Source organism: Bacillus sp. FSL R5-0709 (assembly GCF_038004785.1).
Lineage (GTDB): Bacteria > Bacillota > Bacilli > Bacillales > Bacillaceae_G > Bacillus_A > Bacillus_A mycoides.
The window spans coordinates 1692056-1705009 of sequence record NZ_JBBORT010000001.1 but is presented as its reverse complement, the minus strand read 5'-3'; the positions used below and the strand labels follow the sequence as shown (position 1 = coordinate 1705009).

Annotated in this window: 8 protein-coding genes, 1 pseudogene, 1 riboswitch and 1 other annotated feature; of the genes and pseudogenes, 3 read left to right on the top strand and 6 right to left on the bottom strand. The window is 35.7% G+C overall.

Annotated elements, in window-relative coordinates:
• Nucleotides 1-2: 2 nt before the first annotated feature.
• Nucleotides 3-911, bottom strand: coding sequence for a DoxX-like family protein (locus MKX37_RS08805; protein WP_002126739.1), 909 nt, complete (start codon nt 909-911; stop codon nt 3-5).
• A 192-nt stretch (nt 912-1103) separates the two neighbouring features.
• Nucleotides 1104-1290: riboswitch (Lysine riboswitch) on the top strand.
• 201 nt (nt 1291-1491) lie between these two features.
• On the opposite strand from MKX37_RS08805, the gene MKX37_RS08800 reads away from it, so the two are divergent.
• Nucleotides 1492-2721: an aspartate kinase gene (locus tag MKX37_RS08800; RefSeq protein ID WP_002064751.1), complete on the top strand. Its 1230-nt coding sequence runs from the start codon at nt 1492-1494 to the stop codon at nt 2719-2721.
• 356 nt (nt 2722-3077) lie between these two features.
• On the top strand, nt 3078-3530 hold the full coding sequence (locus MKX37_RS08795) for a VOC family protein (protein ID WP_002126736.1): 453 nt from the start codon (nt 3078-3080) through the stop codon (nt 3528-3530).
• A gap of 716 nt (nt 3531-4246) precedes the next feature.
• Here the strand turns inward: MKX37_RS08795 and MKX37_RS08790 are convergent.
• The 3 genes and pseudogenes from MKX37_RS08790 to asnA all read right to left on the bottom strand — a co-directional run bounded on the left by MKX37_RS08790 (nt 4247) and on the right by asnA (nt 7115).
• A complete protein-coding gene (locus tag MKX37_RS08790) occupies nt 4247-5602 on the bottom strand; it encodes an RNA-guided endonuclease TnpB family protein (RefSeq protein ID WP_078421961.1) in 1356 nt (451 codons plus the stop codon).
• A gap of 21 nt (nt 5603-5623) precedes the next feature.
• A pseudogene (locus MKX37_RS27420) lies at nt 5624-5778 on the bottom strand (transposase); the annotation flags it as partial.
• Nucleotides 5779-6131: 353 nt separating this feature from the next.
• Nucleotides 6132-7115, bottom strand: a complete 984-nt coding sequence (asnA, locus tag MKX37_RS08785) for an aspartate--ammonia ligase (RefSeq protein ID WP_002126735.1) — start codon at nt 7113-7115, stop codon at nt 6132-6134.
• Nucleotides 7116-7186: 71 nt separating this feature from the next.
• Nucleotides 7187-7446, bottom strand: a binding site (T-box leader).
• Between the two features lie 408 nt (nt 7447-7854).
• On the opposite strand from asnA, the gene MKX37_RS08780 reads away from it, so the two are divergent.
• Nucleotides 7855-7986: a DUF3934 family protein gene (locus tag MKX37_RS08780; protein WP_000047589.1), complete on the top strand. Its 132-nt coding sequence runs from the start codon at nt 7855-7857 to the stop codon at nt 7984-7986.
• A 135-nt stretch (nt 7987-8121) separates the two neighbouring features.
• Here the strand turns inward: MKX37_RS08780 and MKX37_RS08775 are convergent, their stop codons facing one another.
• Nucleotides 8122-11316 (bottom strand): DEAD/DEAH box helicase, encoded by a 3195-nt coding sequence (locus tag MKX37_RS08775; protein ID WP_078421914.1) that lies wholly within the window; start codon nt 11314-11316, stop codon nt 8122-8124.
• 371 nt (nt 11317-11687) lie between these two features.
• Nucleotides 11688-12923 carry an MFS transporter gene (locus MKX37_RS08770; RefSeq protein WP_033730545.1) on the bottom strand — a complete coding sequence of 412 codons (1236 nt, stop codon included), beginning with the start codon at nt 12921-12923 and terminating at the stop codon, nt 11688-11690.
• Nucleotides 12924-12954: the final 31 nt, after the last annotated feature.

The following is a 12954-nucleotide window of genomic DNA, read 5'->3' as shown; positions in this document are numbered from 1 at the left end:
ACTTATCCCTTTCTCGTCCTCTTGCAATTTTTTGCGCTTGGCAAATTAGTGCTATTTATATAACCGACAATCGATAACCCTATTAGAAGAAAATTTAATGTAATCGGATTAAACGGTTGCGTAAAACTAGCGATATTCGTCGATCCTGCCGCTAATGTTAAAACTATCAACAATATAATATGCAATATAAATAGTTTTCGCTTTTGAAGTGGCAATAGCCACATAACACCCCATATTATTTCTAAAAATCCAACTATTTTAAGTATAAAAATACTACTTTCATTCGATCCGATTAGTGCAGAAAGCATCTTTACTTCTTCTGAATGAGTAAACATCAATTTCGGTACAATCCCTTGATATAACCATACGAAAGCAAATAAAAAGCAAACTAGCCAATACGTCATCGTTCTTCTAATTAGCAACTTAGGATGAAGTCCCTTTTCTAACCATAATTTTAAAGCATCAAAACTCCATGCTGTCGCCCAACCTAATAGTGGACGAAAAACATATAAATCTATCACATTTCCTATACGACCAAATCTCGTATCATAATCATATTGCGTTTCAAAATGAATATGTTCTTCATTCGGTGTATACTTCCAATAACCACGCCCTATTTGTATAAGTGATAATTGATTGTCTGTCCAAAATTTTAAAGAGGAAATGCGTTCTCCAGTTTCTTTTCTTATTTCACCTATCGATTCCCCTTCTCCGGCTATTTCAAGTCCAAATCCGATCTTTGTTTTATATAAAAACTTCTGTGGTTCTCCCTCTTTTTTTTCTAAATACGAAATCTCAGTAAAACGAGCATCCCACTCTGTATGTATATCAGGCTCTTGTGTATATGCCCATAGTTTCTCCATTGTTGTGTTCATTTCTGTGGCTACATAAATAGGCTTTTTCTTCCCCATCCTTCCACCTCCCATGCGCTATATTTTCACTGTACATGCAATGAATCGATTTTGCTACATTTTTCACAAACTAATTTAATAAAAAGATAGAATTTCAAAAAAATACAAAAAACACTTGATTCCCTGAAAAATTTAAATTATTATAAAACAAATGTTACCAACAACTTCATAAATCATACACTCTCGCCTAAAACGTGAGATAGAGGTTGCAACGCTTATAAGTATTCTAAAGGAGACACAGAGATGTCTATGATTTTAGAGGAAAGGAAGTGTTGCCGAAATTGATAAATTTCTCTGCATTTATCAATTGGGGCTGTTTTCGAATAGAAACAGAACTGTCATATGTACAGACGTGTACGTATGAAGAGCTATCTACAAAAAAGAGATATCATTTTTATGATATTCCTTTTTTGGCGGTTTTTTTATTAGCTCCGTTTTCTGTTTCCCTTTTCCTGTAACAGCACCATCCTCACTTATTTGAGATGGTGTTTTTTGTTTTTCTCTCTGGTAACTACAGGAATATTGGGATTTGTATATGTCCTAACCTATTCTTAAAAATGGACGAAAGAAGGAATTCGTAATGGAAACGATTGTACAAAAATTTGGCGGTACTTCTGTCGGAAGCGTCGAACGCATTCAACATGTAGCAAATTTAATTATTGAAGAATATGAACGAGGACATAGTATTGTCTCTGTCGTTTCAGCAATGGGAAAAAGTACGGATAAACTTGTAGCACTTGCTAACGCTATTACTGAAAATCCAAGTAAACGTGAAATGGATATGCTCCTATCTACAGGAGAACAAGTAACCATTTCATTATTAACAATGGCACTACAAACAAAAGGTTATAACGCAATTTCATTAACAGGATGGCAAGCTGGTATTACGACAGAATCTGTACATAGTAGTGCACGGATTACTGACATTAACACTACTCGTATTCAGTCTCACCTTACTGAAGGCACGATTGTTATAGTAGCTGGTTTCCAAGGAATAAGTGAAGAAAATGAAATTACCACACTTGGTCGCGGTGGCTCCGATACGACTGCTGTCGCATTAGCTGCTGCACTAAAAGCAAAAAAATGTGATATTTATACGGATGTGACCGGCGTATATACGACTGATCCACGAGTTGTACAAGATGCTTATAAATTAGATGAAATTTCTTATGACGAAATGTTAGAGCTTGCCAACCTCGGTGCTGGCGTATTACACCCACGCGCTGTTGAGTTTGCTAAAAATCATAATGTAATTTTAGAAGTTCGCTCAAGTATGGAACAAGAAAACGGAACAATTGTAAGGGGAGAATGTAACATGGAACAACAATCAATCGTTAAAGGTATTGCATTTGAGGATAATATTACACGTGTCACAATTAAAGGATTAGAACAAGGTGCACTTTCAACAGTTTTCTCTACATTAGCAGCAGCACATATTAATGTAGATATTATTATTCAAAGTATTACAAATGAAGGAACTGTTCACCTCTCCTTCTCGATCCATTCTAATGATTTAAGAGAAACATTAGAAGTATTGGAACAAAATCAAGAAGCACTTCACTATGAATCTGTAGAACATGAAAATCATTTAGCAAAAGTATCAATTGTAGGATCTGGTATGGTATCTAACCCAGGAGTTGCTGCGAATATGTTCACTACTTTAAAAGAAGAAGATATTCATATTAAAATGGTAAGTACATCAGAAATTAAAGTATCTGTCGTTATTGACCGTCTTCATTTAGTAACGGGTGTTGAAGCACTTCATCAATCATTTATGGCGAAAATTGAGCCTTTAGTGCAAATGAGCTAATTTCCGCCGGTAAAACTTACAATAAATTATATTAATCTATTTCCTTCCTATATAAATAGAAATAGGGTGGGAATATTTTGCGGGGAAGTCGAAGTTCTTTTATCAAATAGCAACTACAGTATCAAATTCTTGAAACTACTTGAAATGATAGTATTCACGAAATAAAGTTCGCGTATATTTCAATAGTAGAAAGTTTACGAAGTGTTTTTTGTTAATAAGTTGTTATATGACATACCCGAAAACACCTTGTCACATTTTCCTACACTGTGACAAGGTGTTTTTTGTTTAGAAGAGATTCTAGTATAATTATGAGGATAATTAGATAATAAATTTATACATATAAGGAGATAAAGACAATGACAAAAAACAAATTACTAAGAATGGACAATATCAGCATCGTTGTAGAATCTCTTGATAACGCAATCTCTTTCTTCGAGGAGATTGGCTTGAATCTCGAAGGGCGAGCTACTGTTGAAGGTGAATGGGCTGGTCGCGTAACTGGACTCGGTTCTCAGTGCGTAGAGATTGCTATGATGGTTACGCCAGATGGTCACAGCCGAATTGAACTTTCGCGATTTCTCACCCCACCTACTATAGCAGATCACCGGACAGCTCCTGTAAACGCCCTCGGTTATCTGCGCGTCATGTTCACCGTCGAGGACATTGACGAAATGGTATCCAGACTTACTAAGCATGGTGCTCAGCTCGTTGGAGAAGTAGTTCAGTATGAGAACTCGTATCGACTCTGCTACATTCGTGGAACCGAAGGAATTCTAATCGGTTTGGCGGAAGAAATCGGTAACAAATAATTAAGTAATTTTTTATAAAAAGTTATTGGCTTTGCCAAACAGAATTTCATTATCAATTAAACCATATTTTTAACCACGTCCTAACTTTAGAACGTGGTTATGCTTGTTTGAGCTTTTAAAAATGTATTTTCATTTTACACATAGATTTCAAGACTCTATCCAAATCGTTCTTTAACATATTATCAACATCCCAAAATCATTATAAAATAATTTAATTATTCATTTTATCCTTTCCTAGGAAATATAACTGACTCTTCTCATTTTATATCTTATCGCTCTTTCCCATGAAAAAACGCTCTATATTCATTCAAAATAACTTTCTTCACATCCGAGTAAAATACCATCATGAATAGTGCAACTCCTAATACAACCACCTGTATTTTTTCGTAATCAATGAATGCAATTATAATTAGCAAACCAAATCCAATGTCAACTACCCCCACTGAGTTGAAACGTTTCAGTGGGGGCTTGAGTTAGAACTCTAGGTCTTTTCGTCTATCGCTAGATAGTTTGACGCTCTAGAATTCATGCCACCTTACAGTAACACCCCAAGTATCTTTTTGGTTGGTACTAGAAACGAACAATCGTTTCCCCACTTGCACCACCCTTTCGAAAAAGAGCAATTCTTCCTTGTGGAAGAAGCCACCACTCAGATGACTCCGGCGTGTGCTACAAGCCCCGACAAGTCGAGTACACATGGATGGTTGACGCACCCACTAAGCTATGCACGAAGCAACAGCCTTACGTTTTTGCACTTCTAATAGAATCGGCGTTTTCACTTTGAGATTGTCATCCAATTCTACAACTCTCGATTTTTCCAATGTATTCAATGCACCATTAATATCAGCATGAATACATTTCCCTGCTTTACTTTGGTACAGACCACGAGTGATCCGTTTGCCACTAAAGCGATAATGCGTCCTATCATCCTTATCCCAAACTGGAACCCTATCTTTATCAAGAAAACTAGCTTTTGAAGTATAGCTTTCTTCTTGTTTTAAAAATCGGATGCCTTCTTTTATACATTTATTCTCAATTGCTGCAATCAGTTTATGAAATGGGATTTGAACAAATTTTTGATTATTCTTTTTTCCCATATCAGATTTTTGTTTCCAACCAGCGTTATACCCTACGACAACAGTATCTATGTTGAATGCTTTCACTTTTTCGAACAACAAGCCTACAGTTTGTGAAATGTAACCATTTATTTGTCTTTCCCGTTTATGCCAAAGTGCAGCCATTTTGTTCGTTACAACTCGTTTAGAAAGTCCATTTCCCATGTTTTTCAGTTGTAGATTACGTATCATTTTATTGAAGTACTGGTTAATGGATTTTAATTTTTTTCCATCAATTAAAAATGCATCACCTGTATTTGTTACGCAACTTAATAATCTGTCTACACCTAAATCGCAACTCAAAGCTTTACTAATAGTCGTGGGTTGTTTCTTCATTTGAGAAACGTGCATTTCATATGTGTAATGCACCTCAAAGAACCGACCTTTTTGCTTCGGTACAATCTCAATGTAGGAGATTTTTTTATTTCTTAAGTTCTTTGGCATACGTATTTTAATGGAACCGAATTTTTTCCTGAATGCAACATTCATCGGGATCATCCAATACCCGTTATCATCCACTTTTGGAACTTGATAGATTTCAATAATTCGTTTGTCCGTTGAACGAGAATAATTTGGAAACTTAGGACGACCTGTGAAGGTTTCAGGATTTTTCTTCCACTGTTCCCATGCTTTAAAAAAGCTCTTCACTTCTGTAAATAAGGCTCTACGAATCGCTTGAACAGAGTTTGATTGAATGCCCCAGTAGTTCATATCAGCCTGCATGGCATTGTCCACTTCTTTTACAGTAGCCATTTTATTATAGTTCAAATAACTTTGTTTAATCGTGTACAATCCAACATTTCGCAATGCTTTTGAACTATGTGACATGCGTTGCAGTAAGCGAAATTCTTTAGCTGTGAGACAAGCTCGTCCGATATTCTGTTTCTGCGTGAATCGTTGCATGTTTTCTCTTTTTTTTTGTTTACGTAATACTTTCACTGCTCTCTTTTTAGTCATTGTTTTCACCACCTTTCTCAGAGAGTTCATTAAAATTATTTCTTTCCTAAGATAATGTTTTATCTTAGGAAATCTCGTTTCACGAAACGAGAACTAACACTTTTGTAACTGTTAATTACTTTTGACAAATCAATATTTGGAACTAAACGGAACTAAATGTGAACATGGTCTTCATCTTAATTCCTTTTTGCTCAAGTAACCGAATGATTATTATCCAATTTCGTTGTCTTACGATATATTCCCTCCTTATCTACTACAGATTATATCGTAAGACAAAAAGAAACGAATGTTCCCCATCAAAAAATTGTTATGAACGAAACAAAAGAGTTCAGCCTATTGACTGACGGCAATTCATCTCCACCTGAATTGTTGGGTTTCACCCGTAACACAAATCAGATGGAGTCTTCTTGCCGAAAAGGATAAAAGGAGACGAAAAAGAAACCATTAGTAAAACTCACTGTAAACTATTCGTTTACAAAATAAAAAAGAAAGAATAGCTCTATGTTTGAGCTATTCTCTCTCACTTCTATTAAAACAAATGAATGTTTTCTTTCTTGCAAGCTTCACGTAAATCATCAGGCCATACAGAAGATTGAACTTCACCGATATGTGCTTTACGTAAGAAGTACATACACATTCTTGATTGGCCGATACCACCACCAATTGTTAATGGTAGTACGTCTTCTAAAATACCTTTATGGAAATCATACTCACGTTTGAAGTCTTCACCAGTTTTCGTTAATTGCTCATCAAGTGCTTTACTATCAACACGAATTCCCATTGATGATAATTCGAACGAAGCTTGTAGTACTGGGTGCCAGAATAAAATGTCACCGTTTAATTTCCAATCATCATAATCGGACGCGCGTCCATCGTGCTTTTCACCTGAACGGAGTGCATCACCAATTCCAATAATAAAGACTGCACCGTGTTCTTTCGCAATTGCATGTTCACGATCTTTCGGTGTTAATTCTGGATATTTATCTTCCAGTTCTTGAGAAGTAATGAAAACAATTTCTTCTGGTAAATACTTTCCAAGGAACGGATACTTTTCAAATAAGTGATCTTCCAATTCTTTGAATATTCCATAAATTGTTTGTACTGTTTTTTGTAAGTAATCGATAGTACGCCATTCTTTTTGAACGATTTTTTCCCAATCCCATTGGTCAACATAAATGGAATGCGTTGCATCAAGTTCTTCATCACGACGAATCGCGTTCATGTTTGTATATAAACCTTCACCAGCTTCATATCCGTATTCATGTAATGCGAATCTTTTCCACTTCGCTAGTGAATGTACAATTTCTAATTCTTCTCCTGAATGTAACATATCAAATTCAATTGGACGTTCTACACCGTTTAAGTGATCGTTTAATCCTGATTTCTTCGTTACGAATAATGGTGCAGATACGCGGAATAGTTCAAGGCGCTTTGCTAATTGATCCTCGAAAAATGTTTTAACTTCCTTAATTGCGATTTGAGTCTCTCTTACTGTCATTAATGATTGATACATGGTGGTTTCCTCCTAAAATGTTTGGATGTTGTGAAAAGAAGCCAACAAAAAAAGCCCTTCTTTCCCAAAAAAACTGGGACGAAAGACTTTGGTTCCGCGGTACCACCCAAATTAGCAACAGAGGTTGCTCACTTATACAGTACGGAGATTAAAAAATCTCGATACTGTTCTTCTTGTAACGGCGAAGTTCCCGGCTAAGTCTACTTTCCTATAAAGGATTTCGGTTAGCGACTCCAGGAGGTTCTTCATAATAGGCTTCGTATCAGGCTCACACCGCCCCTGACTCGCTTAAACTACATCCTACTACTACTCGTCCTTTCATAGTCGTTTTATTGTCACATCTCTGAAACATTTTATTAATGATTATTCTATACAAAAAATCGATAAAGTCAACAAAAAGTTTCAAAAAAATTTTCAATTCTTTATTTTATGCCTTTACCGATTGTTCTTAATATAACATTTTTATTTCCTTTGTCTCTTCAATCCAAAAAACATTTCACTAATTGAAACTAACATATATACAACAACTAGTGTGATTGTTCGAAATATAGAATCCGCAGTATTTCTTATTATTTTCATTTTCTTTATAATTCCTTTCAGTTTACTCGCAATTTCATGATATACTATAGCATTCAAGCAGTTTGTTTTTATTTAAAGCAAGCATAGTCATTTATCGATAGTATTTTTCTAAAACATTGGCTATTATCAAATCAGATTTTTTATATAACGGAGTGATCATATGAGTAAAACGAAAGCAAAACCGAAAAAAGGTGTAGGACAAGGTACAGGAAGTAAAGGATGGAACCGTTGGCAATCAAGTGCGAAAAAGAAAGCTGCAAAACCATACAAAAGTAAAGGTACAAAGAAATAAAATAAATAGTGGGAGACGAACAACTCCCACTATTTAAAGTTTCACTTTATCTCTTTACTTTGTACAAAACAAAATATAATTATTACAACAAAAAAGCTATGCTTTCATCTCTATGAAAGCATAGCTTTTTCCATATTAAATCATAAGAATATCGCGGATTTCTTCCTCCGTAATAGAAGATAACTTCTCTTCTCCCGGCTCGATAATTTCAGCGATTAAATTTTTCTTACTCTCTTGTAACTCGTGCATTTTTTCTTCAATTGTTCCATGTGCTACTAACTTAATCACTTGCACTGTATTTTTTTGTCCCATTCGATACGCTCTATCCGCAGCTTGTTGTTCAACAGCTGGATTCCACCACAAGTCGTACAATATAACTGTATCTGCACCTGTTAAATTTAGTCCTGTGCCACCAGCTTTTAACGAAATAAGAAATAGATCCCCTTCTCCTTCGTTAAACCGATTGCATAGCTCTACACGTTCTTGCGCTGGTGTACTCCCGTCTAAATAAAAGTATGGAACTGCTTGACGATTTAATTCACGTCCGATTATCGAAAGCATCTTCGTAAATTGGGAAAAGATAAGAATTCTCTTCCCTGTACTTCTGCATTCCTCCAAAATTTCTAGCAGCTGATCAAATTTAGCTGAACTACCTTTATAGTCATCAACAAACAAAGCAGGATGACAACAAATTTGCCGTAGTCTCGTTAAACCAGCTAAAACCCGAATTTTATTTTTACGTAACGTATCTTTATCCAAATGTTTTAACGTTTCTTCTCTTAACTTTGCTAAATAAGCTGCGTAAAGCCTCTTTTGATCTGGTAAAAGTTCTGATGATTGTAAGTGCTCAATTTTTTCTGGGAGTTCGTGTAATACATCACCCTTTAACCTTCTTAACACGAATGGTTTTACCCGCTTCGCAATATCTTCTCGTCTTAAATCACCGAACTCTTTTCTTCCCGGTAATAATTCTGGGAAGACAACGTGGAAGATAGACCATAGCTCTTCTAATGAATTTTCTACAGGTGTTCCTGTTAATCCAAAACGGTACTCCGCCTGCACTGTTTTTACCGCTCTTGCAGTTTGCGTCGTATGATTTTTAAATGCTTGTGCTTCATCAAGAAATAGCGTATGAAATGGCTGCGCATATAACCTTATATCTCTTCTCAGTAAAGGATATGACGTAATTACTACATCAAATTTCGTTATATCTTTTAAAATTTTTCGGCGCTCTGCTTGATTTCCATCGGCAATAACTGCTCTAATATGTGGAGCGAATTTTTTTAACTCGCTAAGCCAGTTGTAAACGAGGGACGACGGAGAAACAACTAATATAGGCAGTTTCTTCTCTCGAATTTCCGGCAAAACAGAGTCTATAAAAGCAATACTTTGCAACGTTTTCCCCAGTCCCATATCATCAGCTAAAATGCCGCCAAAATGATAATAGGCAAGTGTTTTCATCCACTGGAATCCGTATGTTTGATACTCTCTCATTATCGCATCTAAGCCACTTGGCACCGCAAACTTCAGCTTTTTAGGATTTTGAATGTTCTCTACCAATTCTTGAACAGACTCATCTAAACTTAATACGTTTCCTTCTTGCAGTGAATTCATCCATTTCACACTACGAATAAGAGGGACATCTATTTCTTCGCCCTTTAAAAATTCTTTTCGAATACTAGATTCTTTTATAAACTGATTAATATCATTAAACTCTTTACTCTCAAGTGATAGTAGAGCACCACTTGCTAAACGATAATATTTTCGTTTCTCCTCAAGAGCGACTAATACCCCTTTAATTTCTGCCTCTGGAATACCTTTTATATCAAAGCGGAATGATAACCAATCAATTCTCTCTTTCCTTCTAACTCTTATAAGAGGAGCTGTGTCTCCCTTATGAATTCGTAATTTGATGGCTGACGTCGCATAAATATCAACTAAACCTTTTAACGTTGGAACAGCATGATATAAAAAGTTATACTCAGCTTCTTCATTATGCATAAAATAACCGCCTTCCGTTTTCGCAAAGGCACTTTCACTCATAATGTCTAAAATCTCTTTTTCCTTTTTCTCATCACGATTAAAAACAGATGGCTGCCCATCCTCTTCTAACGGATTAATCACGACGTTTCCATAATGAAATTCGAGACCTGCTAACAAACGATTTTTCACTCGATCTAAATACAATTTTGCTTTTAGCGAAGGCGTTTCCACACAATCTGATACTACCTCATCTATTCGCACAGTTCCTAGCTTCATTAACCCTGGTACAACTTTTGCTACAAAGTGCTCCATCTTATCTGCTGGAATATACAATTGGTTACTACTAGAACGATTCATCATTTTTTGTAATTCGATAAGCCGCTTACAATCCTCAGCGTTCAACTGATACAGTTTCCCTCCAAATAGAGCATAACTATACGTATCCATTACTTCTACTTGTTGTAAGCCGTCAATATAAAGTGTAAACCCACCGTTACTCCCTTTATTAAACTCAAAATGTAAAGGAAGTAGCCCTTTTGAAATTTGTAAACCGTGAAAAGATTTTCCATCTTGATTAAGTCCCACAAACTCAACTTTAGAAAGTAAAGAAAGCATATCCTTCCATGAAGCTGGCGGTATTAAAATCATACTATCATCTTGTTTTGCATGTACTTCCAGTGTATCCTCATACATTTTTTCATTATGATAAATTTTAATGAGCTGCTGAATAATCGCATCCGTTTCTTGCCTGAAGCTATGTACATCTGGTGTGTATGTAAATTCATTGGAACAATGAAAACTCTCTCTTTTCTCCACGTTAGAAAGAAATTCTCTAATATGATTTATAAAGTATGTTTTCGCAAGTTTTAACTGAATTCCAAGAAGGGCCCCACCGCTTTTCGTCGCTACTGGTGAACATATAAACGCAACATCTAATATTTCACGTGTATCAAAACGGTGTTGTTTACTTTTTGGCCGCAGTGGTTTGTCTGCAAACAACTGAAACATCCCGCTCGTTAATTGATCATTTCCGCTCATATTTTCGGACATGCCGCCCGTTTGCTGGTTATAATTTATTTGTATTAGTACGGCTGCAACATGTTGACAGTACGTTTGAAAAGACGCTAATGAAGGACAACTACATTTCGCAACAACATCACCTTTTTTAGCTTTTTCTACTGTAACATGAAAATCTTCATTCCCTTTTACCGTTGCCTCGCAAATTTCTTTATTTTCATCATAATGATTTATTATTACTTTATTTGATTTATAATAAGCTTCACCTCTTTTATATGAGGTCTCTCCGCATACTTCTTTAATAATCGATTTATTTAATGTAAAACTCATTTTTTGACACTTCCTTAATTTAAAACCAGTTTCTCTTACTTAACATTTTACATGCTTCACGAGAAAATATAAAATGTTGGTTTAACAAAAAAGATACTTATTTATAAACACCTCAGACTGTAAGCAAATAGAGTTTCAGTACTTGTTAAAATTGCCTATTATGCAGGCGATTCTGAAAGCTTCCAGCGTAGTATTTAAATATCTTCTACATTATTCATGTAAAAGTTTTACCGACTATCGCATCAATAATTTAAAAGATATGATTTTATGAAGAAGAGTAATAAAAGTTTTTCACACACACCATTGAGATGGATGTGCAAATTTTGATACAAGGGGCTTACTGTCTATAAAAGGAGGATAAAGTACGTAATTTACATATTTTCATGCGTGCCCTTATATAAGACTGTTATTGCGGCTACTATAAGGATGATCCCCATACAAGCAGGTGCGGCATGCCCAAGTGAAACATAAATTTGCCCTCCAATGATCGGCCCAATCATTCTTGCTAAAGCTTGAACAGATTGACTACCTCCTTGAATCCTTCCTTGTTCACTAGAATCGACAGACTTCGAGAGCATCCCATTGAATGAAGGTCCAAAGATGGAATCACCAAAACCAAATATAAACATTCCAGCGATAAGAAACGGATAAAATGAGAACAAAGCTGATGCTGCAATAAGACTATAACCTATAATCTCCGAAACCATTCCGAGAATTGCTATCTGTTTATCAGTAAGTTTTGTCAAAAGTTTTGGCATTATGAAACTTTGTGAAATGATATCTTGGAATCCCATAATTGAAAACATAAGTCCGATTAACGCAGGCTTCCAACTAAAAGTATCCATTGTAAATTGTGAAAAAATTGCCTGTAAAGATCCATTTGGTATCCAAAGTAAGAATGCTGAGACAAGTAGCCATTTTAAATTTTTCATGGAAAGTATATTTGCAAGCTGTGTAAATGGATTCAATCTTACAAAGGTAATCTCTTTCAATCTATTATTTTTGTCAAGGCTCTCAGGCATATATAAGATTCCATAAACAACATTTAATAAAGTTATTATTGCTCCAAAATACATAGGTACAGAATAACCAAACTTGGCAAGATATCCACCTATAGTTGGTCCAATTACAGTGCCTACTCCTACAACCGCACTTACCCATCCGAAGTATTTCGTTCTTTGTTCTGGAGGAATAATATCTGCAAAATATGCGAAGATAGTGCTGATGCTCCCTCCTGTTATACCTTCTATTATGCGCCCAGCAAATAGTATCCATAGAGCTCCTCCTATGCCAAAAACTAAGTACCCGATTGCGGAACCGAAAAGGCATACTAAAAGTAATGGACGACGACCATATTTATCACTCAAAGCTCCAAGTGCGGGAGCCGCAAAAAATACGCAGACTGCATAAACAGAAGTTAATAGCGTAACGACGACCGCTTGTTCTGCCGAATTACTTGTATATGGCTGCACTAAAAATGGAACGACAGGTATTATAATGCTGAATCCTATTCCGCAAAGAAACACAGAGATGAGACCGAATAGTAAGGCGTGTTTATCTATGACTCGTTCCGTATTATGTTCATTATGTGATCTGAATTTGGACATTTTCATTCTCTCCCCAACAGTTATTTTTGTT

Bases quoted from the DNA above. Each gene is read 5' to 3' on its own strand.
- MKX37_RS08805 (WP_002126739.1), bottom strand. From the start codon at position 911: ATGGGGAAGAAAAAGCCTATTTATGTAGCCACAGAAATGAACACAACA.
- MKX37_RS08800 (WP_002064751.1), top strand. From the start codon at position 1,492: ATGGAAACGATTGTACAAAAATTTGGCGGTACTTCTGTCGGAAGCGTC.
- MKX37_RS08795 (WP_002126736.1), top strand. From the start codon at position 3,078: ATGACAAAAAACAAATTACTAAGAATGGACAATATCAGCATCGTTGTA.
- MKX37_RS08790 (WP_078421961.1), bottom strand. From the start codon at position 5,602: ATGACTAAAAAGAGAGCAGTGAAAGTATTACGTAAACAAAAAAAAAGA.
- asnA (WP_002126735.1), bottom strand. From the start codon at position 7,115: ATGTATCAATCATTAATGACAGTAAGAGAGACTCAAATCGCAATTAAG.
- MKX37_RS08780 (WP_000047589.1), top strand. From the start codon at position 7,855: ATGAGTAAAACGAAAGCAAAACCGAAAAAAGGTGTAGGACAAGGTACA.
- MKX37_RS08775 (WP_078421914.1), bottom strand. From the start codon at position 11,316: ATGAGTTTTACATTAAATAAATCGATTATTAAAGAAGTATGCGGAGAG.
- MKX37_RS08770 (WP_033730545.1), bottom strand. From the start codon at position 12,923: ATGTCCAAATTCAGATCACATAATGAACATAATACGGAACGAGTCATA.